Source organism: Saccharothrix australiensis, from assembly GCF_003634935.1.
GTDB classification, from domain to species: Bacteria; Actinomycetota; Actinomycetes; order Mycobacteriales; family Pseudonocardiaceae; genus Actinosynnema; species Actinosynnema australiense.
The window spans coordinates 7,491,182-7,512,249 of the sequence record NZ_RBXO01000001.1; the positions used below are offsets into that span (position 1 = coordinate 7,491,182).

Here is a 21,068-nt window from a genome sequence, read left to right on the forward strand (position 1 = left end):
TTCCCGGTGGTGGGGTTCCCGCCGGGGTGAGACCCGCGGGCCTGTCCGGTGTGGACGGTCGGCCTTGGCCGGTTCAGTCGGCGGCGCGGACGAAACGTGTGACCGCGGTGACGATCGAGGCGCGGTGGTCGGCGATTCGCCGGGGGTCGGCGGGGTCCGAGCCGTCCGCGCGCAGCAGCCCGGTCGGCGTGAGGTACCACGCCTGGGCGATGGCGTAGATGAAGACCAGTAGGTCGACTGCTGTCAGCGGGGCGCTGTCGACGCTTGACACCGTCGTGGTCTTGGAGACGTAGCTCTCCATCGGCTCGGCGGCGGCTTCCGGGCGTTCGAGGCGGGCCCACATGGTGATGCGCAGGGCCGAGGGCTCGCGACGGTGGTAGTCGAACAACTCCCCCGCCCATGCGGGCAGGTCGTCGGCCCTCGGGGGCACCGCGGCCGCCATCGACTGGACCGCGCTGGTGACAGCGGCGTCGAAGAGGCCGTCCTTGCCGCTGAAGTAGGCGTAGATCATCCGCACGTTGGTCCCCGCCTCGCGCGCGATCCGATCAACGCGTCCACCCGCGTAGCCGTGCTCGGCGAACTCGGCCGTGGCGGCGCGCAGGATGCGCGCCTTGGTGGCGTGGGCGTCGCGCGGGGACATGCGGCCTCCTGGCGGTGCGGGCGTCCTTTGACAAGGGCTTGGTCCCGCCCTAGTGTAAAGTAAATCAGTACTTACTTACTTGGAGGGCCCGCGATGGACGCGGAGATCCGAAAGGCGTTGGCGATCACGCCGGCGTCACGGTCACGGGACCGCACGATCGACATCACGACGACCGGGGCCCGGACCGGGCGGCCCAGGCGGATCGAGGTCTGGTTCTACCGGGTCGACGGGCAGGTCTACCTCAGCACCTCACCCGCGAAGCGCGGCTGGTACGCCAACATCCTGCGCACCCCGCGGTTCACCTTCCACCTCAAGAACGGAGTGCGCGCGGACCTCCCGGCGATCGGGACGCCGGTGCACGACCCGCGGCTCCGCGAGCACGTGTTCAGCGCGATCATCTCCGACCTGAACCAGCCCTGGAACCCAGCGGGCATCCGGCAGCCGGTCGAACCGCTCGAACAGTGGATGACCGGCAGCCCGCTCGTCCGGGTCGACTTCGTCGACGGCGCTGCCGGCTGACCGCGCCGCGTCATCCACGCCACCAGAGATGAACACATGCCGACTTGGCAGTGACACAGCACCACTGCGGTCGAACAAGAACGGAAAGACGCGATGACCAATTCGCCCCAGGTCGACCTCATCTTCGCCTACCGGGTCGTCGCCGGCCGAGAAGCGCTCTTCGAGCAGTACCTGGAAACCGTGCTGCCGCTGACGGAGGCCGAGGAGCCCTACGTCCTGGAGTACCACCTCTTCCGCCGGGAAGACGGCATCATCCTCCAGCATGAGCGCTACGCCGACGAGCAGGCCATCCGCGACCACTTGCGCGTCACGGCCGCGGGGCAGGAGCTCTGGGGCGACGCGACGGAACTGCTCGACATCCGGGTGGTCGGCCCTGTCAGCGACGCCTTCCTCAGCGAGTTCGCAATCCCGGCCTCGGCGCGTTTCGCGCGCTTCCGCTCGATCTCCCGACCGCAGCACCACGTCCCCGGACCGGCCACGACGACGGGCTCGCCGCACACCCCGAGGCGATCACCGCTGAGGACGTCGAGCACCGGGAACCCGACACCGTGCACGCCGAGCGCCTCGACGTACCGGTCTTGGTGATCGGCGGGGAGACGACCTTCGCCCGGATCTGCCGGGGATCGCGGCTTCGCTGACCGCTGCCGGTGCCCGCGATGTCCGCACGGCCGTGGTCGGGGGATCGGGCCATTGGCCGGAAGAGGAACAACGCGGCAGAGGAACAACGCGGCAGAGGAGCGAACCGCCGGGACCGAAGAACTTCCGTGCGGATTCTCGCCGGAAGAAAAGAGTCCTCGCCGGACGGGCAGGCCACCGAGGATGGGGGCAAAGCTTCTTCGAAGCTTTGCAAGCTTTCACGCTGCGCGTGAAAGCTTTGGCTGCGTGTCATCCCCGTACGGCCTGTCAAAGACCACCACACTCGTCAGAGGGGCGCAAGCGGTGAAGCGTGCTTGCGCCCCTCTGACGAGCGCGGTTGCCCTGCGGGCAGGCCGTACGGGGATGACACGCAGCCCGACCGAGGTGTGCCCAGGGGGTGGGCCGGTTCGGGTGCGTGGGTCAGCGTGTCCGGTTGGGGGTCACTCCCATTCGATGGTGCCCGGCGGCTTGCTCGTCACGTCCAGCACTACGCGGTTCACCTCTGCGACCTCGTTGGTGATCCGGGTCGAGATTCGTTCCAGGACGTCGTAAGGCAAACGGGTCCAGTCGGCGGTCATCGCGTCCTCGCTGGACACCGGGCGCAGGACGACCGGGTGGCCGTAGGTGCGGCCGTCGCCCTGCACGCCGACGCTGCGCACGTCGGCCAGCAGCACGACGGGGCACTGCCAGATGGAGCGGTCGAGGCCGGCGCTGGTCAGTTCCTCGCGCGCGATGGCGTCGGCCTTGCGGAGGATCTCCAGGCGTTCCGCCGTCACCTCGCCGATGATCCGGATGCCGAGCCCGGGGCCAGGGAACGGCTGCCGCTGCACGATGGTCTCGGGCAGGCCCAGTTCGGTGCCCACGCGTCGGACCTCGTCCTTGAACAGCGCGCGCAGCGGCTCGACGAGCGTGAACTGGAGGTCGTCCGGCAGGCCGCCGACGTTGTGGTGGCTCTTGATGTTCGCCGTGCCCGCGCCGCCGCCGGACTCGACCACGTCCGGGTACAGGGTGCCCTGCACGAGGAACCGGTAGTCGCCCTCGGCCTTCAGGTCGCGCTCGGCCTGCTCGAACACGCGGATGAACTCGCGGCCGATGATCTTGCGCTTCTCCTCCGGGTCGGTGACGCCGGACAGCGCCGCGAGGAAGCGGTCGCGCGCGTCCACGGTCACCAGCTTGACCCCGGTCGCGGCCACGTAGTCGCGTTCCACCTGCGCCCGCTCGCCCGCCCGCAGGAGGCCGTGGTCGACGAAGACGCACGTCAGGCGATCGCCGATGGCGCGCTGCACGAGTGCCGCCGCGACCGCCGAGTCGACGCCGCCGGACAGGCCGCAGATGGCCTTGCCGTCGCCGATCTGCTCGCGGATGCGGGCGACCTGCTCGTCGACGATGGACGACGTCGTCCACTGGGGACGGATGCCGGCGATCTCGTGCAGGAAGCGGCGCAGCACCTCCTGGCCGTGCGGCGAGTGCCCCACCTCGGGGTGGTACTGGACGCCGGCGAAGCGGCGTTCCCGGTCCTCGAACGCGGCCACGGGCGCGCCCTCGCTCGTCGCGGTGACCGTGAAGCCCTCGGGCGCCTCGGTGACGCAGTCGCCGTGGCTCATCCACACCGGGTGGGTGCCGGGCAGCTCCTCGTGCAGCAGGCCGCCCGCTTCGGTGACACCCAGCTCGGTGCGGCCGTACTCGCGGGTGCCGGTGTGCTCGACGGTCCCGCCGAGCGCGCCCGCCATCGCCTGGAAGCCGTAGCAGATGCCGAAGACCGGCACGCCGACCTCGAACAGCTTCGGGTCCACCTGTGGCGCGCCCGGCTCGTAGACGCTCGACGGACCACCCGAAAGGACGATGGCCGACGGGTCTTTCTCCAGCAGCTCGGGCACCGTCGCGGTGTGGGGCACGACCTCGGAGTACACCTGTGCTTCCCGCACGCGACGGGCGATCAGCTGCGCGTACTGCGCGCCGAAGTCGATGACCAGGACTGGGCGGCTGCTGCTCTCGGACACGGCTGACATCGTCTCAGACCTGCACCGGATGCTCAGAACGGCCTAGGTTGTGGCGTATGGACGCGATTACCCCGCAGCCACGGCCCTGCTGGATCGCCGGTCGACCGGAGCAGGGCGCGCAGGCCACCACCGTCTACCACCCCTTCGACGGCACCGAGGTCGCCTCGGTCGCCGTGCCCGGCCCTGACCAGGTGGAACGGGCGGTGGCGGCGGCGGCCTCGGTGGCCAGGGAGTTCCGCCGCACACCGGCGCACGTGCGCGCGGCGGCGCTGCTGCGGGTGTCGCAGGCGCTCACCGAGCGGGCCGAGGAGATCGCCGAGACGATCACCGCCGAGAACGGCAAACCGCTCAAGTGGGCGAACGTCGAGGTCACCCGCGCGGTGAACACGTTCCGGTTCGCCGCCGAGGAGGCGCGGCGGTTCACCGGCGACCTCCAGCGGCTGGACACCGACCCCACCGGCGAGGGCAGGCTGGCGCTGGTGCGCCGCGTGCCGCGCGGGCCGGTGCTGGCCGTCGCGCCGTTCAACTTCCCGCTGAACCTGGTGGCGCACAAGGTCGCGCCGGCGCTGGCGGTGGGCGCGCCGGTGGTCGTGAAGCCCGCGTCGGCGACGCCGCTGTCCGCGCTGCTGCTCGGCGAGCTGCTGGCCGGGACGGACCTGCCCGAGGGCGCGTTCTCGGTGCTGCCGGTGCGCGGGTCGGACATGAAGGCGCTGGTGACCGACGAGCGGCTGCCGGTCATCTCGTTCACCGGTTCGACGGCGGTCGGGTGGTCGCTGGCCGAGGCCGCGCCGCGCAAGCACGTGGTGATGGAGCTGGGGTCGAACAGCGCGGCGATCGTGTGCGCGGACTGGCCGGACCTGGACCAGGCGGCCTCGCGGATCGCCACGTTCGGCAACTACCAGGCGGGCCAGTCGTGCATCGCGGTCCAGCGGGTGCTGGTGCACCGGGACGTCGCGGACGAGTTCGTGCCCAAGCTGGTGGCCGCGGTGCGGTCGCTGCGGACCGGCGACCCGCACGACCCGGAGGTCGAGGTCGGGCCGCTGATCGACGAGGACAACGCGCGGCGGGTCGAGGAGTGGGTCGCCGAGGCGGTGTCCGGCGGCGCGACGCTGCACGTCGGCGGCGGGCGGTCGGGGACGTCGGTCGAGCCGACGGTCGTGCAGGACGTGCCCGCGTCGGCTCGGCTGTGGCGCCAGGAGGTGTTCGGCCCGGTGCTGGCGGTGTCCGTGGTGGACTCGGTCGGCGAGGCGTTCGAGCAGGCCAACGCCACCGAGTACGGCTTGCAGGCCGGGGTGTTCACGCGGGACCTGGCGGTGGCGTTCGAGGCGGCGGCCGAGCTGGAGGTGGGTGGCGTGATCATCGGCGACGTGCCGTCCTACCGGGCCGACCAGATGCCGTACGGCGGGGTGAAGGGCTCCGGGAAGGGGCGCGAGGGCGTGCGGTCGGCGATGGAGGACTTCACCGAGGAGCGGACGATGGTGCTGACCGGCGTCACCCTGTGACGGTCGCGCCCCGCGGGAACGTCTCCGGGGTGCCCGCGCTCTACAACGCCGCCGAGTTCGGCCCGCGCGGGTTCGGGCTCGGCGTGCGGCAGGACCTCGCGGGCACCGGCGTGGGCGTGTCGCTGCGTGCGGGACGCCGGGATGCTCGCCGACGCGGGCGTGACGCCGCCCGGCCGGAGTCGGCACCGCGTCACCGGAGGACGTCGCGGCGGCCGTGCTCGACGCGGTCGAGCGGGACCGGGCGGAGGCGAACGCCGCTTCGGCCGTGCTGCGGGCGGTGAGCGCCGTCGGCAGCGCGTTCCCCGGATCGCGGCCGGGTCGCAGCGGCGGTTCGCGGCCGACGACGTGCCGGCGCGGCTGTCCACCGCGAACCGGGACAAGCGCTGACCGGTGGCCGTGAGCCGCGCGGTTCAGGGTGGTGGCGCGGTGCGCGGCGGCGCGTCCGCGGTGAAGCCCTTGGCGCGCCGGAGGGCGGCGGTCAGGTCGGTGCCGACGGCGGCCAGGTGGCCGTCCGGGCGGATCAGGGCCCCGTCCACCACGGTGAACCCGGGGCCCGCCCGCGCGCCGTCGGCGGCGAGCGCCCCGGTGCAGCCGGGGCTGGTGAGCGGCGAGTCGCGGTAGGCGAACGGCTCGAACATCCGCCCCGAGTCGATCCGCGCGGTGTCGCCGGTCGACAGGACCTCGTGGCGACGCGCGCGTTCGGCGTCCGTGCGCGGCACCAGGAACCGCATGGTCTCGCCGGTGACGCGCAGGTTCTCGTCGGCCGCCGCGCCGCGCTCCTGCTCGTACGACGGGAGGAGCGCGGGACCGGCCTCGCCCGCGCGGTCCAGCGCGACCTTCCACGCGGCGTTGTCCGCGTCGCAGATGCCCGAGTTCAGGCCACGCGCGCCGAACGGGCTCATCACGTGCGCGGCGTCGCCGACCAGCAGCACCCGGCCGACGCGGAACCGCGTGGCGCGGCGCTGGTGGAACCGGTAGGTCGACCGCCACCGCACCTCGTACGGCCGGGATCCGGTGATCGCCCGGATGTGCTCGTCGGTCAGCCGGAAGCCCTCCGGCACCTGCCAGTCGACCCGGTACACGCCGTGCGGCTGCGGGTGCAGCAGCACCTGCCGGCCGGGGTGCCAGGCGGGGTCGAAGTAGAACAGCCGCTCCGGTTCCCGGTGGCCCAGGTCGACGGCGATGTCCGCGATGACGAACAGGTCCTCGAAGGAGTGGCCCTCGAACCCGATGCCGAGCAGGTCGCGGACGGTGGACTTGACGCCGTCGGCCGCCAGGCAGTGCGTGCCCTCGAACGCGACCCGCCGCCCGGCGGCGTCCTCCGCGGTGACGGTGACGGTGTCGCCCTGCCGGAGGTCGACGACCCGGTGCCCGTACCGGAGTCCGATCAGCGGCTCGGCGCGGACGCGGTCCTCCAGGATGCGCTCCACGTCGGTCTGCGGTGTGTTGACGAACGGCGGGAACCCCTGCCGCCGGGGCAGTTCCACGGTCAGCAGCTCGCGGTCGCGGAAGAACGTGCGGCCCCGGTACCAGGTGATCCCGGCGTCCACGACGGCCTGGCCCGCGCCGACGCGCTCCAGGACGTCGAGCACGTCGTGCTGGACGCAGATCGCCCGGCTGCCGACGGCGGCGCGCCCCTCGGCCGCCTCCAGGAGCACGCTCGGCACGCCGGCGCGGGCCAGCAGCAGCGCGGCCGTCATGCCGACCGGACCCGCGCCCACCACCAGCACCGGGATCACCGCAGCGCCGCCCACACCTCGCGATCCCGCTCCGCGGTCCAGACGCGCGGCCAGTCGACGCCCTCGCACTCGTCCCAGTACCGCTGCACGTCGAACGGCAGGCAGTGCTCGAAGATCGGCCACCGCCCGTACCTCGGCGCGAGCGCCCGGTGCGCGGCGGTGAACGCCTCGGCCACCGTGCCGCCGCGCCGGTGCACGGCCCCGACCGCGCGCCGCAGCTCGTCCAGGAAGTGGCGGGACTGCGCGATCGCCGCGTCCACCTCGGCCTTGCCGCGGGCCACCGCGCCGCGCCCGCCGACCAGCACCTCCGCGCCCAGCGCGGCGACGTTGTCCAGGGTGGACGTCGCCCAGTCGTCGTGGAACGCGTCCCCGGTGTACAGCGCGGCCCGCGACTCCACGAGGTCGCCCGCGAACAGGACGCGCCGGCTCGGCAGCCACGCCACGATGTCGCCCGCCGTGTGCCCGCGCCCGCAGTACCGCAGTTCGAGGTCGCCGCGGTCGCCGCCGAGCGGGATGGTGAGCCGGTCGGAGAACGTGAGCGTGGGCCACGTCAGGCCGGGGATCGAGCCGGGTTCCTCGAACAGGCGCGGCATCCGGCCGTACTCGCTGGCCCAGTCCTCCTCGCCGCGCTCGGCGATGAGCGCCCGCGTCCGCTCGTGCGCGACCACCTGCTCCGCGCCGAACGCACTGGCGCCCAGCGTCCGCACGGCGTGGTAGTGGCTCAGCACCAGGTACCGCACGGGTTTGTCGGTGCGCTCGCGGAGCATTCGCAGCCAGCGCCGGGCGGCCACGGGCGTGGCCCTGGCCTCGACGCAGACCAGGAAGTCCTCACCCTCGATCGCGCCCACGTTCGGGTCGCCTTCGGCGGTGAGGGCGTAGACGCCTTCGGCGAGTTCGACGAACTCCTCGTCCTTGGGCGCGAGGTCGGCACTGGACGCGAACGGCTTCGTTGCCACGCCTCCCACCATAGGACCGGCGCGGCGACCGCCACGAGCCTTCTCCCGGCGGCACTTCAGGCGACCGCACCTCCCACGGCACCGCGAAGCCCGCGCCGCGCACGCCACCGCTCGGCCCCGCCGCCTACCGCACCTCGACGACGGGCAACCGCAGCGCGCCCGGCGCGGACGGCGGCACGGCCGGCCGCACCGGCGGGACGGCGGGCACCCGCCGGTACGCCTCGCCCTGCGCGGGCCGCCGGTCGACCTCGCCCTTGTTCGGCCACAGCGAGAAGGCGCGCTCCGCCTGCGCCGCGATGGTCAGCGACGGGTTCACGCCCAGGTTCGCCGAGATCGCCGCGCCGTCCACCACCGACAGGCCGGGGTAGCCGTGCACCCGGTGGTAGGGGTCGATCACGCCGGACGCCGCGTCCGAGCCGATCGGGCACCCGCCGATGAAGTGGGCGGTGAGCGGGATGTTGAACAGCTCGCCCCACGTGCCGCCCGCCACGCCGCCGATGTGCCGCGCCGCCAAGCGGTTCGCCTCGTGGCCCGCCGGGATGAAGGTCGGGTTCGGCTCGCCGTGGCCCTGCCTGGAGCCGAGCCCGCGGCGGCCGAACAGCCCCTTCCTGCTGTACGTGGTGATCGAGTTGTCCAGGCTCTGCATGACGAGCAGGATCACCGTCCGCTCGCTCCAGCGGCGCACGGACAGGATGCGCGCGAAGCGCACGGGGTGCCGCAGGGCCTGCGCGAGGAACTGGACCACCCGCGGCGTGCTCTTCGCGCCGTCCGTGGCCAGCGTCTGGAGCAGGCCCATCGCGTTGCTGCCCCTGCCGTAGCGGACCGGCTCGATGTGCGTCTGCTCGTCCGGGTGGATGGACGACGTGATCGCGACGCCCCGGCTGAAGTTCCGCTCCTCGTCCACGGTGAAGCGGCCCGCGCCGATGATCGCCTCGGAGTTGGTCCGGGTCAGCTCGCCCAGCCTGGGCGACAGCCGGGGCAGCCTGCCCTCCGCCTTCATCCGGTGCAGCAGCTGCTGGGTGCCCCACGTGCCCGCCGCCAGCACCACCTGGCCTGCGGTGATCACGCGGCGGCCCCGGCGCAGCTTGCCGCCCGTGCGGCGGACGCCGACCGACCAGGTGCCGTCCGCGGCCTGCCGGAGGTCGGTGACGGTGGTGAGCGGCAGCACCTCCGCGCCGTTGCGCTCGGCCAGGTACAGGTAGTTCTTGACGAGGGTGTTCTTCGCGCCCACGCGGCAGCCGGTCATGCACTCGCCGCACTCCACGCACCCGGTGCGACGCGGTCCCGCGCCGCCGAAGAACGGGTCCTCGGCCTCGCGGCCCGGCTCGCCGAAGAACACGCCGACCGGCGTCGGGTGGTAGCTGTCCGCCACGCCCATGTCCTTGGCGACCAGCCGCATGACCTCGTCGGACGGTGTGGTCGTGGGGTTCTCCACCACGCCGAGCATCCGGCTCGCCTGGTCGTAGAACGGGGCCAGCTCGGCCTCCCAGTCGGTGATGTGCGCCCACTGGCGGTCCCGGTAGAACGGCTTGAGCGGCCGGTAGAGCGTGTTCGCGTACACCAGCGACCCGCCGCCCACCCCGGCGCCGGCCAGGATCATGACGTTGCGCAGCGCGTGGATGCGCTGGATGCCGTAGCAGCCCAGCGCGGGCGCCCACAGGTATCGCCGCAGGTCCCACGACGTCCTGGCGAACTCGTGGTCGGCGAACCGCCTGCCCGCCTCGACCACGGCGACGCGGTAGCCCTTCTCGGTGAGGCGCAGGGCCGCGACGCTGCCCCCGAACCCGGACCCGACGACGACGACGTCGTAATCCGTGATGTTACCGGCCAGTCCACCCATGCTTTGGCACAGTAGGCGTAACTAGCAGTAACAGCTACTCTCAATCGATCCAGCACCCCGCACGAAGCCGAGGCGCCCCACCCCGCACGACCAAGTCGCCGCCCTCACACAGCCACCCGCTCCCGCACCGCGAGGCCGCCGTCGGGCTGTCGCGCCTGATTCCCCGCCGATCACGCTCTTCGATCGGCGGGGAATCAGGCGCGACAGCCCGACTTGATGGCGGCCTCGCCTGCCGTCTGCGGAGCAGCGGCCATCCAACACAGCGGGGAATCAGGCGCGACAGCCCGACAAAATGGCGGCCTCGCCCGCCGTCTGCGGAGCAGCGGCCATTGAACACAGCCCACTAACCCCGCACGGTCAGGCCGACCTTCTGGAACTCCTTGATGTCCGAGTAGCCCGTCTTCGCCATCGCCCGGCGCAGCGAGCCGAACAGGTTCGTCACGCCGCGCGGGTCCACCGACGGCCCGAACAGCAGGCTGCGCAGGTCGACCACCTGGTCCACCCCGGTCGACACGTGGCTGCGCGGCACCGACGGGTGCGCCGACGACGCCGTCCAGTACAGGCCCTGGCCGGGCGCCTCCGACGCCGCCGCCAGCGGCTCGCCCAGCATCACGGCGTCCGCGCCGCAGGCGATCGACTTGGCCACGTCACCGCTGGTCAGCACGCCGCCGTCGGCGATGACGTGCACGTACCGGCCACCGGTCTCGTCCAGGTAGTCCCGCCGCGCCGCCGCCGCGTCCGCGATCGCCGTCGCCATCGGCACGCCGATGCCCAGCACGGAGTCCGTGGTCGTCACGCCCGGCGTGTAGCCGTAGCCGACGATCACGCCCGCCGCGCCGGTGCGCATCAGGTGCATGGCCGTCCGGTAGTCGCCGACCCCGCCCGCGATGACCGGGATGTCCAGGTCCGCGATGAACGACTTCAGGTTCAGCGGCTCGCCGTCCCGCGACACGTGCTCGGCGGAGATGATCGTGCCCTGCACGACCAGGATCTCCACGCCGGCCGCGAGCAGGTCCGGCGTCAGCTCGGCGGCCCGCTGCGGGCTCACCCGCACCGCCACCGTGACGCCCGACTCGCGCACCTGCTTGATCGCCTCGGCGATCAGGTCCAGGCGGACCGGCGCGGAGTGCAACTCCTGGAGCACCTTCACCGGCGCGGCCGGGTCGTCGGTGTCCTCGACCGACTGCACCAGCCGGAACAGCGCGTCCTCCACGTCGCCGTGGCGCGCCCACAGCCCTTCGGCGTTGAGCACGCCCAGTCCGCCCAGCTCGCCGACCGCGACCGCCGTGCCCGGCGACACGATCGCGTCGGTCGGGTGGGTGATCAGCGGGATCTCGAACCGGTAGGCGTCGATCTGCCACGCCGTCGAGACGTCCTTGGACGAGCGGGTCCTGCGGGACGGGATGATCTCGACGTCGTCCAGCTCGTAGGCCCGCCTCGCGGTCCGGCCCATGCCGATCTCGACCAGATCGCGCACCTTTGTCGTCCTCTCGTGGAGCTGGCGGGAACCCGCCGGACCGCGGTCCGGCGGGCCGGCTCAGCGGGTCGTGTAGTTCGGGGCTTCTACGGTCATCGTGATGTCGTGCGGGTGGCTCTCCTTCAAGCCCGCCGCGGTGATGCGGACCAGCTGCTTGTGCTGGAGCTCCGCGATCGTCCGCGACCCGGTGTAGCCCATCGCCGCGCGCAGGCCGCCCGCGAGCTGGTGCACCACCGACGACAGCGGGCCCCGGAACGGCGTGCGGCCCTCGATGCCCTCGGGCACCAGCTTGTCCTCGGACAGCACGTCGTCCTGGAAGTAGCGGTCCTTGGAGTACGACTTGGCCTCGCCGCGGCCCTGGAGCGCGGCCAGCGAGCCCATGCCCCGGTAGGTCTTGAACTGCTTGCCGTTGACCAGGACCAGCTCGCCCGGCGACTCGGCGGTGCCCGCGAGCAGGCTGCCCAGCATGACCGCGCTCGCGCCGGCCGCGATGGCCTTGGCGATGTCGCCCGAGTACTGGATGCCGCCGTCGCCGATCACCGGCACGCCCGCCGGCGCGCACGCGAGGCTCGCCTCGTAGATCGCGGTGATCTGCGGCACGCCCACGCCGGCGACGACGCGCGTGGTGCAGATCGAGCCGGGGCCGACGCCCACCTTCACGCCGTCCGCGCCCGCGTCCACCAGCGCCTGCGCGCCCGCGCGGGTCGCCACGTTGCCGCCGACGACGTCGACGCCCTCGCCCAGCTCCTTCTTCACGCGGGCGACCATCTCCAGCACGTTGCGCTGGTGGCCGTGCGCGGTGTCGACCATGATCACGTCGATGCCCGCGTCGGCCAGCGCCATCGCGCGGGCGAAGCTGTCCTCGCCGACACCGATCGCCGCGGCGCACAGCAGGCGGCCGTCCGGGTCCTTGGAGGCGTTCGGGTACTGCTCGGTCTTGACGAAGTCCTTGACGGTGATCAGGCCGCGCAGCTTGCCGTCGCCGTCCACGATCGGCAGCTTCTCGATCTTGTGGCGGCGCAGCAGGCCCAGCGCGGCCTCGGCGGAGACGCCGACCTGCGCGGTGACCAGGGGCCCCTTGGTCATGACCTCGCTCACCTTGCGGGTGTGGTCCACCTCGAACCGCATGTCCCGGTTGGTGATGATGCCCACGAGCTTGCCCGCGGCGTCGGTGACGGGCACGCCGGAGATGCGGTAGCGGGCGCACAGGTCGTCCACGTGCTTGATGGTGTCGTCCGGCGAGCACGTCACCGGGTCGCTGACCATGCCCGCCTCGGAGCGCTTCACGGTCTCCGCCTGGCGGGCCTGCTCGTCGATCGAGAGGTTGCGGTGCAGGACGCCGATCCCGCCCTGGCGGGCCATCGAGATGGCCATCCGGCCCTCGGTCACCGTGTCCATCGCGGCGGAGGCGAGCGGCACGCGGAGGGTGATGTTGCGGGAGATCCTGGTGCTGGTGTCCACGCCGCTCGGCACGACCTCGGACTCAGCGGGCAGCAGCAGTACGTCGTCGAAGGTCAGTCCCAGCATGGCGAACTTGGGTGGGACTCCGTCAGCGTTGAGCTCGCTGGTCATGGCGGCTGGCTTGCCTTCCGTCGTGCGGTGATCCCGCCACCCGCGGCGGAGGGGGTTTTCCGCAGGCGGCGATGGGTTCAGGTCATGGTATCTGGACGTGGCCGGGGGTCCGCCCGGTACCGTGCGTGGTCGTGCCGCACGACGCGTTGCCACCAGACCCGTTCGCGGGCGACCCCGAGGACCCGGCGCGGGCCCTGGGCGCACCGGACGACGACCACGACCACCCGCCGATGGACGACGTCGAGCGGACCGAGCTGATCGGCGACCTGAGCGACCTCGCCGTCTACCAGGCACTGCTGGAACCCCGTGGGGTCAGGGGGATCGTGGTGGACTGCGGCGAGTGCCAGGAGCCGCACTACCACGACTGGGCGCTGCTGCGGTCGAGCCTGGAGCAGCTGCTGTCGGACGGCCGGATGCGCCCGCACGAGCCCGCCTACGACCCGGACCCGGCGGCGTACGTCAGCTGGGAGTACTGCCGCGGTTACGCCGACGGCGTGACGGCGACCGAGAGCGCGCGCTGATCACGCCGCGCCGACCGGTCGGTATGTGACGGATCACTCGCCGCCGACGGCCGTGAGGCACCTCGCACCAGCGCGGGCGCGGGCCGGACGGCCCCGGATCGCGGACGGCCCCAATTCGCGGGAGCGCCCGGCCGTTCCCGCCGGAAACCCGGACCACCGGGCCTCGGGCACCGACCGCCGGGCGCGCGGGCACCGGGGCCACCCGGTCGCGGACTCCGACCACCGGGCCGCAGCCACCCGGCCTGGGACAGCGGACCCCGCTCGAACGCCGGGCCCGCTCCCCGTCGTGGACCGGGACCGGTGCCCGAGCACTCCCCCGCCTGGAACGCCACCGCCCGCGCCCTCGCGGCGGAGGGTGTGGGCGGGGTCCGTCCGCCGGCGTCAGTTGGTCGTGGGCTCCGTGTTCGTCCCGGTGTTCGTGCCGGGGCTGTGGCGCGGCTCGCCGGCCGGCGGCTGCCCGCTCACCGGCGGCGGGACGGCCGTGCCGTCCGTGGTCGGCACGGTCGTCGTGGTGGTCGTCGGCGGCGTGGTCGTCGTCGTGGTGGTCGTCGGCGCCGGCGGCTCGGACGCCGACGGGCGCTCGCTCGGCCGCGTCGGCACGAGCGGCGGCGCGGGGGACGGCGTGTGCGCGGCCGTCGTGTTCGACGGCGCGGGCGTGGTGCTGGTCAGCTCGCGCACCAGCGAGTCGTGCTTCTGCTTGAGGTCGGCCTTGCCGTCGTCCACCGAGATCGAGGGCAGCACCTCGCCCGCCTTGTTCAGCAGGTCGCGGGCCTCCCCGTACCGGCCGGCGCGCAGCGCGGCGCCCGCGGTCTCCAGGTCGGTCCGCACGGTCACGGCGGCTTCGACGGATCGTGCGTGCTCGGAGTACAGAACCCTGGTCAGACCCCACAGCGTGTCACCCGGTCGAGCGTCGCGGGCGACCAGGCTGACGCCGGTGAACGCGATCGCGAGCACGGCGGCGGCGCTCGCCAGCGGGATCAGGAAGCGGTGCCTGCGCGGCTGGGGACGGGCCGCGGCGATCGTCGCCACGGCGGTGTCGGTGTCGACCAGCTCGCCCATCGGCCGGCTGTCGACCTCCCTGCGCCACGCGAGCAGCAGCGCGTTCAGCTCGTCGTCGACCAGCGCGTCGGTCCCGCCGCGCCCGCCCAGCGCGTCCAGCAGCGCGTCGTCCGCCCGGATGCCCGCGAGGTCGTCGCCCGGCTCCACCAGGGGGTCATCCGAAGTGAGCGGGGTTCTCTCATCTCGTCCGCGCACGACTTCTCCATCGCCCTTCTCGTGCTGGTCGGCCACTCAGACCACCTCCTCCGCTGCCAGTGTCTTGCGGAGGCGGGCCAAGGCGCGGTGTTGCGCCACCCGCACCGCGCCCGGCGTGGAGCCGACCGCGTCGGCGGTCTCCTCGGCCGACAGGCCGACGACCACTCGGAGCAGCAGGATCTCCCGCTGCTTCTCCGGAAGGATCTTCAAGAGCTGGGCCATCCGGCCCGACAGCTCGCCCTGCATGGCCCGCTGCTCCGGGCCCGCTTCCGTCTCGGGGGCGTCCGGGACCTCCGGTACCGGTTCGGACCGGTTCCGGGCGGCGGAGCGATGCGCGTCGGCTACCTTGTGCGCTGCGATCCCGTAGACGAACGCCAAGAACGGCCGACCCTGGTCGCGATAGCTGGGCAGGGCCGTCAGCACCGCGAGACACACCTCCTGGGCCACGTCGTCCGCCGAAGCGAAAGACCTCTCCTGCCTTCCGACTCGGGCACGGCAGTACCGCACCACCAGGGGACGTATGGATGCCAGCAGCCGCTCGATCGCGTGGCGGTCGCCATCGACGGCCGCGCCCACTTCGGCGTCCAGTCCGTCCCCCAAGTTGGTCATCGCAGACAACAGCCCTGGTGTTACGCGTAGGCGTACCGACAACGAACGGCACGGGACGATCGGCGTCGCCCGTACCGGTGACACTTACCGTACCGGTCCGGGGACCGGTTGTTCGCGAATGGGGTCCAAAGACCCCCTATGACCTGCCGACACGCCCGAACGAACGAACCAGCCCGGCGACGTCGAGCGTCACCGGGCTGACCGGAGGAAGGAGAGTGCCGGCGCGACCGGTCCGACGACCGGCGCGACCGGCCTTACGACACGAGGCCGCGCCGGAAGCCGTGCGCGACGGCCTGGGCGCGGTCGCGCACGCCGAGCTTGCGGAACAGCCGGCGCGCGTGGGTCTTGACGGTGTCCTCGGACAGGTACAGCTCGCGCCCGATCTGCCCGTTGCTCTTGCCCTGGCTCATCCCGCGCAGCACCTGGAGTTCCCGCTCGGTGAGCTGGACCCCCGGATCGGACGGCTGCCGCGGCGCGGGAACCGAGGTGCTCGCCAGCGTGTGGGCGAGCGCGGCGACCAGCTCGGGGCGCGAGGCGTCCCAGCGGAGGTAGCCGCGCGCGCCACCGGCGATGGCCGCGGCGATGCTGCCCGCGTCGTCCGGCGCGCCGAAGACGATGACGTTTGCCTGCGGGTTGGCCGATACGAGCCGCCGGGTCGCCTCCACGCCGGTCGGGACGGCGCGCTGGGTTCCCACCAGCACCACGTCCACCGGCTGCCTGGAGAAGCGCGCCAACAACTCGTCACCGTGCGCTACGCAGTCGATGCGGCTAACCCCTGGGACAGCCGACATCACGCGGGTGAGACCCTCCCGCACACTGCGCCGGTCGTCGCAAATAAGGACCGTGGTCACGGGGACTCCTTCCTGCAGCCGAGTGACGTTCCTCTTCCCCTATCGGACGCTAGGGGCAGAACCTTGACACGATCCGGTGCTTAATCCGTCAAGAAGTTCGTCTCGGGGTCTGCGTTCGGGGGTTCCCCGGAACGGAGCAGCGCCGTCGGTATCCACGGAGAGTGTGCCGCGATCCGTCGGCTGATCGGATCAGCTCTGCGTAACACGCAGCTCAGAGCGTTGGCGGCGGATTTCCGGATACTCTCGATCTCCGCAGGATTGCGGACGATCGGGCTGGTCAGGAGCACGAACGCCGTTGGCCAGGACAACGAGAAAAGTTCGTGTCGGTCAGTGTGATTTAGGTCACAATGCAGCAGTCGCGCGCCCCGCTCGACGCTTTCGGGTGTCCCCCACACCACCAGCGCGGTCCCCAGGACGAGGCGGGATTTGAGGATGTGTCGCAAAGCGCCCGCCGCTTCCGCGCGGGCCGCGGCGGCCTCGGCGGGCGCGACCGCTCGCTCGGCGTGACCGCTCGCCAGCTCGATCTCGGCGGCGACCCAGTGCGCGCGGACGGCGGTGCGCCAACTCCGCGCCTCGACGCGGGCGTGCAGCCGCCGGGCCTCCACGAGCCGGCCCGCGCCCAGGGCGTCGGCCGCCAGGCCGAGCAGGGCGTCGGCCCTGGCGCCCGCCGCGTCCACCCCGTCCCGGTCCACGCCGTCCCGATCCGCTCGGCCCCGGTCCACGCCGTCCCGGCCCATGCCGTCCCGGTCCGCGCCCGGCGGGACGTCGGCGCACCGGTCGACCGCCGGCCACCGGTTCGGGCGATCGCCCGGCAGGCGGTCGACGCCGCCCTCGTCGTGGGCGGGCGCGGTCGCCAGGGCCAGGGCGTCGAGCTTGCGCGCGGCGGCGTGGCCGCCCAGTTGGCGGCGGTGCGAGGCGAGCGTGGAGGCCGCCAGGGACGCGATCAGTCGATCACCGGACCGGACCAGCGGGTGCAGCAGCGCCGACGCGGCGGCGTAGTGCCCCTGGCCGCCCAGCACGACGGCGGCGAGCCAGCGCTCCTCGGGGTCGCCCGCCGTCGCGTGCCACACGTCGGCGCCGGGGCGGTCGCCGAACGCCGCGGCGCGCAGTGGTTCCACGAGGCCATTGTCCGCGAAGCCGCTGTCCGCGAGGCCGCTGTCCGCGAAGCCGCTGTCCGCGAGGCCGCTGTCGACGAAGCCGCTATCCACCAGGGCGGTGGCCGACGGCGGGCGGCCGGTCAGCAGACGGCGCGCTCGATGGCGTCCGCCGCCTCGGCGAGGTCGTTGATTCGCTCGGCGGGCGACGGCACCACACCCCGCGCCCAGCCCGGCCCGCCGACGAACACCCGCACCTGCTGCCGGGTGCGCGGCAGCGCCGACACCGCGCCCGGATCGGCGTAGCGCGGGAGCTGCGCCCACAGCACCACGGCCGACGGGGCGGTCCGGCGCACGGCCGACGACAGGGCGTCCAGCGGGAGGGCCGCCCCGAGCTGGCGGACGCCGACGCCGCGCTCCGCGAGCACCGCGGCCAACGGGTAGAGCGGCAGGTTGTGCCGCTCCTCGGGCATGCAGGCCAGCAGCACCGGCCGGTGGTTGCGCGGCTCGGCGACGACCGGCGTCGCGCGGACCATCGCGGCCAGCACGCACTCGTCCAGCAGGTGCGACACCTCGACGCCCGCGCCGGAGTGCTCCCACCGGGACGCGATGCCGGCCAGCACCGGCCGGACCACGTCGTCCCAGGTGGCGATGATCCCGTCCTGGGCGATCGAGTCGGCGAGCAGCAGTTGGACGGCGGACGAGTCCATCGCCAGCGCCGCCCGGCCCACGCCCCGCGCCAACCGGCTCGCGCCGGGCAGCTTCAGCCCCCGGCCGCCCGCGGGCGGCGCGTCGGCGTCGAACTCGCCCCAGGCCAGGACCGGTGACGGAGGTGGGACGGGCGAGGACGACGAGCCGGGCGGGGGCGGCGCGGGGAACGGCACCGCGAGCGCGGGCGGTGGCGACGCGGGGGGCGGCGGCGCGCTCGGCGGCGCGGGCTGCGCAGGGGACGGCGGCGGGGACGTCTGGGCGGGCGGCGGCGTGCGGCCGAGCAGGCGGGGCTGCGGTACGGGCGTGGCGAGGGCGTACTTGGCCGCCTCGGCGCTCGACGCGCCCCGCAGCAGGGCCCGCTGCATCAGCTCCAGCCGGGCCACGTCGTTCGGTGCGTACTTCCGATGTCGCCCGGTTGTGTGATCGCTGGGACCCAGCCCGTACCGGCGGTCCCAGGTGCGGAGCGTGGCGGGCGCGACGCCGAGCCGGCGGGCGACCGCGGCCACCGACAGGGTCACCGAATGCGCGGGGTCCTCTTCCGCCACAACGGTTTCCTGCTCCACGTCGGGCGTCGCCGAGGGGTGCTCGGGTGGCGTCGTCACGGTGACATGGTCCGTTCACCTGCCGTCACGGGCAACTCCTGGGGTGGCGGGGGCTGATCACCCATCGAATGAATTGGCATTTTCTGCCGCCGACCCCCTTGAACAAGTTTTGGCGCGGTTCTACGGTGGATCATCGTTAAGCCGAATGGAGCAGTTCACGTCAGTGGGCCAAGGAGGCGGTCTCGATGGCGGACACCCGAAGGCTTCCCGGTCCCAACGCCGACCTGTGGGACTGGCAGATGCGCGGCTCGTGCCGCGGGATGGACAGCGCGTTCTTCTTCCACCCGGACGGTGAGCGCGGCCCGGCGCGGGCCAGGCGGGAGGCGCGGGCGAAGGCCGTGTGCCTGTCGTGCCCGGTGCTGGAGATGTGCCGGCGGCACGCGCTGGCGGTGCAGGAGCCGTACGGGATCTGGGGCGGGCTCTCGGAGTCCGAGCGGGACAGCATCATCAAGGCCCGCAAGCGGCAGTTGGCGTTGACCTGACGCGTGCGCGGCGCGGGAGGCGCGCACGCGGAAGGGGGCGGCGTCGGTGGAGGCCGCCCCTTCGCCGTTCCGGGGTCGGCCCCCGGCCACCGGCGGGCGGAGCCGGGCCGGTTGGGGCCGGGCGCTCGTCACCCACGACCGAGCCCGGCGGGCGCAGGGTCGGCAGCCGCCGAAGCCGGGCCGGGTCCGAGCCGTCCGCGACCGGCCACGGGCCGAGGGCCCGCCACACCCGCCACGGGTCGGTGACCAGGGTCGACGGGCCACCCGCCGGGTCGGCGGACGACGAAGGGGCGGCACCTCGTGGGTGCCGCCCCTTCGCGCGTCGTGCGATCGGCCGGGCTGTGCCATCGGCCTGGCCGTGCGGTCAGCCTGGCCGTGCGATCGGCCGGGTCGTGCGTTCAGTTCAGCAGGGCCGGTGAGCGACCTGGTCAGTGGCCGTGGCCGTGACCGTGGCCGTGACCCGCGCCCCCGGCGGGCTCCTCTTCCTTCTTCTCCACGACGGCGCTCTCCGTGGTGAGCACCATGCGGGCGATGGAAGCGGCGTTCGAGACGGCCGAGCGCGTGACCTTGACCGGGTCGATGATGCCCGCTTCCAGCAGGTCGCCGTAGACCAGGGTGGCCGCGTTGAGGCCGTGGCCCCACTCCTGCTCGCGGACCTTGTTGACCACGACCGCGCCTTCCAGGCCCGCGTTCGCCGCGATCCAGAACAGCGCCGAGCCCAGCGCCTCGCGGACCACCGCGACGCCGGTCGCCTCGTCACCGGTCAGGCCGAGGTCCCCGTCGAGCACCTTCGACGCGTGGACCAGGGCCGAGCCGCCGCCGGGCACGATGCCCTCCTCGACCGCCGCCTTGGTCGCCGCCACCGCGTCCTCGATGCGGTGCTTGCGCTCCTTCAGCTCGGTCTCGGTGGCCGCGCCGACCTTGATCACCGCGATGCCGCCGGACAGCTTCGCGAGCCGCTCCTGGAGCTTCTCGCGGTCCCAGTCGGAGTCGGTGGCCTCGATCTCGCGGCGCAGCTGCTCCGCGCGCGCCGCCACGTCGGCCTTGGTGCCCGCGCCGTCGACGATCGTGGTGTTGTCCTTCGACACCACGATGCGCCGCGCCGAGCCCAGCACGTCCAGGTTGGCCTCGGACAGCTTCAGGCCGACCTCGGCGGAGATGACCTGCGCGCCCGTGACGACGGCCAGGTCGTCCAGGAACGCCTTGCGCCGGTCGCCGAAGTACGGCGCCTTGACCGCGACCACGCGGAGCGTCTTGCGCAGGGCGTTGACCACCAGGGTGGACAGCGCCTCGCCCTCGACGTCCTCGGCGATGACGACCAGCGGCTTGCCCGCCTCGGCCACCTTCTCCAGGATCGGCAGCAGGTCGGCCAGGGCGCTGATCTTCTCCCGGTGGAGCAGGATGCGGGCGTCCTCGAACACCGTCTCCTGCGCTTCCAGGTCGGTCGCGAAGTGCGCCGAGATGTAGCCCTTGTCGAACTGCACGCCCTCGGTGATCTGTAGCTCGGTGGCCAGCGTCGAGGACTCCTCGACGGTGATCACGCCGTCCTCGCCGACCTTCTCGATGGCCTCGCCGAGCAGGTTGCCGATCGACGCGTCGCGCGACGACACGGTGCCCACCTGGGCGATGTTGTCGCGGCCCTTGACCGGGGTGGCCTTGGCCTTCAGCGCGTCCACGACGGCGTCGGCGGCGGCCTGGATGCCGCGGCCGAGGGACGTCGGGTTCGCGCCCGCGGCGACGTTGCGCAGACCGACCCGCACCATCGCCTGGGCGAGCACGGTCGCGGTCGTCGTGCCGTCGCCGGCCACGTCGTTGGTCTTGGTGGCCACGCTCTTCGCCAGCTGCGCGCCGAGGTTCTCGAACGCGTCCTCCAGCTCGATCTCACGGGCGATGGTCACGCCGTCGTTGGTGACCGTCGGCCCGCCGAACTTCTTGTCGAGCACCACGTGCCGGCCGCGCGGACCGAGGGTCACCTTGACCGTGTCCGCCAGCTTGTTCACGCCGCGCTCAAGGGCCCGACGAGCGTCCTCGTCGAAGCTGATCTGCTTGGGCATTGCCTGAGC

18 protein-coding genes are annotated in these 21,068 nt (G+C 73.0%); 5 read left to right on the forward strand and 13 right to left on the reverse strand.

Annotated features, from left to right (window positions below):
• Nucleotides 1–73: 73 nt before the first annotated feature.
• A complete protein-coding gene (locus C8E97_RS31925) occupies nucleotides 74–640 on the reverse strand; it encodes a TetR/AcrR family transcriptional regulator (RefSeq protein ID WP_121009648.1) in 567 nt (188 codons plus the stop codon).
• A 93-nt stretch (nucleotides 641–733) separates the two neighbouring features.
• On the opposite strand from C8E97_RS31925, the gene C8E97_RS31930 reads away from it, so the two are divergent.
• Together C8E97_RS31930 and C8E97_RS31935 are read left to right on the forward strand one after the other, a co-directional pair.
• Complete coding sequence (locus C8E97_RS31930; RefSeq protein WP_121009651.1) at nucleotides 734–1,159, forward strand: nitroreductase/quinone reductase family protein; 426 nt, start codon at nucleotides 734–736, stop codon at nucleotides 1,157–1,159.
• 93 nt (nucleotides 1,160–1,252) lie between these two features.
• Nucleotides 1,253–1,744: an antibiotic biosynthesis monooxygenase family protein gene (locus tag C8E97_RS31935; protein WP_121009654.1), complete on the forward strand. Its 492-nt coding sequence runs from the start codon at nucleotides 1,253–1,255 to the stop codon at nucleotides 1,742–1,744.
• Between the two features lie 491 nt (nucleotides 1,745–2,235).
• On the opposite strand, the gene guaA is transcribed toward C8E97_RS31935, so the two are convergent.
• On the reverse strand, nucleotides 2,236–3,804 hold the full coding sequence (guaA, locus tag C8E97_RS31940; protein ID WP_121009657.1) for a glutamine-hydrolyzing GMP synthase: 1,569 nt from the start codon (nucleotides 3,802–3,804) through the stop codon (nucleotides 2,236–2,238).
• A 47-nt stretch (nucleotides 3,805–3,851) separates the two neighbouring features.
• Between guaA and C8E97_RS31945 the strand changes: the two genes are divergently transcribed.
• Entirely contained in the window at nucleotides 3,852–5,297 is a 1,446-nt protein-coding gene (locus tag C8E97_RS31945) for an aldehyde dehydrogenase family protein (protein ID WP_121009661.1), read from the forward strand.
• Nucleotides 5,298–5,707: 410 nt separating this feature from the next.
• On the opposite strand, the gene C8E97_RS31950 is transcribed toward C8E97_RS31945, so the two are convergent.
• The 5 genes from C8E97_RS31950 to guaB form a co-directional block, all read right to left on the reverse strand.
• On the reverse strand, nucleotides 5,708–7,036 hold the full coding sequence (locus C8E97_RS31950) for an FAD-dependent monooxygenase (RefSeq protein WP_246019295.1): 1,329 nt from the start codon (nucleotides 7,034–7,036) through the stop codon (nucleotides 5,708–5,710).
• Nucleotides 7,033–7,992 (reverse strand): MBL fold metallo-hydrolase, encoded by a 960-nt coding sequence (locus C8E97_RS31955; RefSeq protein WP_121009664.1) that lies wholly within the window; start codon nucleotides 7,990–7,992, stop codon nucleotides 7,033–7,035. The genes C8E97_RS31950 and C8E97_RS31955 overlap by 4 nt, the downstream gene beginning before the upstream one ends.
• A 124-nt stretch (nucleotides 7,993–8,116) precedes the next feature.
• A complete protein-coding gene (locus C8E97_RS31960) occupies nucleotides 8,117–9,832 on the reverse strand; it encodes an FAD-dependent oxidoreductase (protein WP_121009667.1) in 1,716 nt (571 codons plus the stop codon).
• 343 nt (nucleotides 9,833–10,175) lie between these two features.
• A complete protein-coding gene (locus tag C8E97_RS31965) occupies nucleotides 10,176–11,309 on the reverse strand; it encodes a GuaB3 family IMP dehydrogenase-related protein (protein WP_121009670.1) in 1,134 nt (377 codons plus the stop codon).
• Nucleotides 11,310–11,369: 60 nt separating this feature from the next.
• A complete protein-coding gene (guaB, locus tag C8E97_RS31970) occupies nucleotides 11,370–12,881 on the reverse strand; it encodes an IMP dehydrogenase (protein ID WP_121009673.1) in 1,512 nt (503 codons plus the stop codon).
• A gap of 71 nt (nucleotides 12,882–12,952) precedes the next feature.
• On the opposite strand from guaB, the gene C8E97_RS31975 reads away from it, so the two are divergent.
• Nucleotides 12,953–13,402, forward strand: a complete 450-nt coding sequence (locus C8E97_RS31975) for a DUF5319 domain-containing protein (protein ID WP_170212049.1) — start codon at nucleotides 12,953–12,955, stop codon at nucleotides 13,400–13,402.
• A gap of 381 nt (nucleotides 13,403–13,783) precedes the next feature.
• On the opposite strand, the gene C8E97_RS31985 is transcribed toward C8E97_RS31975, so the two are convergent.
• From C8E97_RS31985 to C8E97_RS32005, 5 genes are all read right to left on the reverse strand, one after another.
• A complete protein-coding gene (locus tag C8E97_RS31985; RefSeq protein WP_246019296.1) occupies nucleotides 13,784–14,608 on the reverse strand; it encodes an anti-sigma-D factor RsdA in 825 nt (274 codons plus the stop codon).
• A gap of 84 nt (nucleotides 14,609–14,692) precedes the next feature.
• The gene (locus tag C8E97_RS31990; protein WP_121009685.1) at nucleotides 14,693–15,265 is read right to left on the reverse strand and encodes a sigma-70 family RNA polymerase sigma factor; all 573 of its coding nucleotides are present in this window, start codon (nucleotides 15,263–15,265) and stop codon (nucleotides 14,693–14,695) included.
• Between the two features lie 254 nt (nucleotides 15,266–15,519).
• Entirely contained in the window at nucleotides 15,520–16,116 is a 597-nt protein-coding gene (locus tag C8E97_RS31995) for a response regulator transcription factor (RefSeq protein WP_015805222.1), read from the reverse strand.
• An 80-nt stretch (nucleotides 16,117–16,196) separates the two neighbouring features.
• Nucleotides 16,197–17,234: a hypothetical protein gene (locus C8E97_RS32000; RefSeq protein WP_147455291.1), complete on the reverse strand. Its 1,038-nt coding sequence runs from the start codon at nucleotides 17,232–17,234 to the stop codon at nucleotides 16,197–16,199.
• Nucleotides 17,235–17,353: 119 nt separating this feature from the next.
• A complete protein-coding gene (locus C8E97_RS32005; RefSeq protein ID WP_246019450.1) occupies nucleotides 17,354–18,427 on the reverse strand; it encodes a MerR family transcriptional regulator in 1,074 nt (357 codons plus the stop codon).
• Between the two features lie 281 nt (nucleotides 18,428–18,708).
• Between C8E97_RS32005 and C8E97_RS32015 the strand changes: the two genes are divergently transcribed.
• On the forward strand, nucleotides 18,709–19,005 hold the full coding sequence (locus tag C8E97_RS32015) for a WhiB family transcriptional regulator (RefSeq protein WP_121009691.1): 297 nt from the start codon (nucleotides 18,709–18,711) through the stop codon (nucleotides 19,003–19,005).
• Nucleotides 19,006–19,433: 428 nt separating this feature from the next.
• Here the strand turns inward: C8E97_RS32015 and groL are convergent, their stop codons facing one another.
• Nucleotides 19,434–21,059 (reverse strand): chaperonin GroEL, encoded by a 1,626-nt coding sequence (gene groL, locus C8E97_RS32020; RefSeq protein ID WP_121009694.1) that lies wholly within the window; start codon nucleotides 21,057–21,059, stop codon nucleotides 19,434–19,436.
• Nucleotides 21,060–21,068 lie beyond the last annotated feature (9 nt).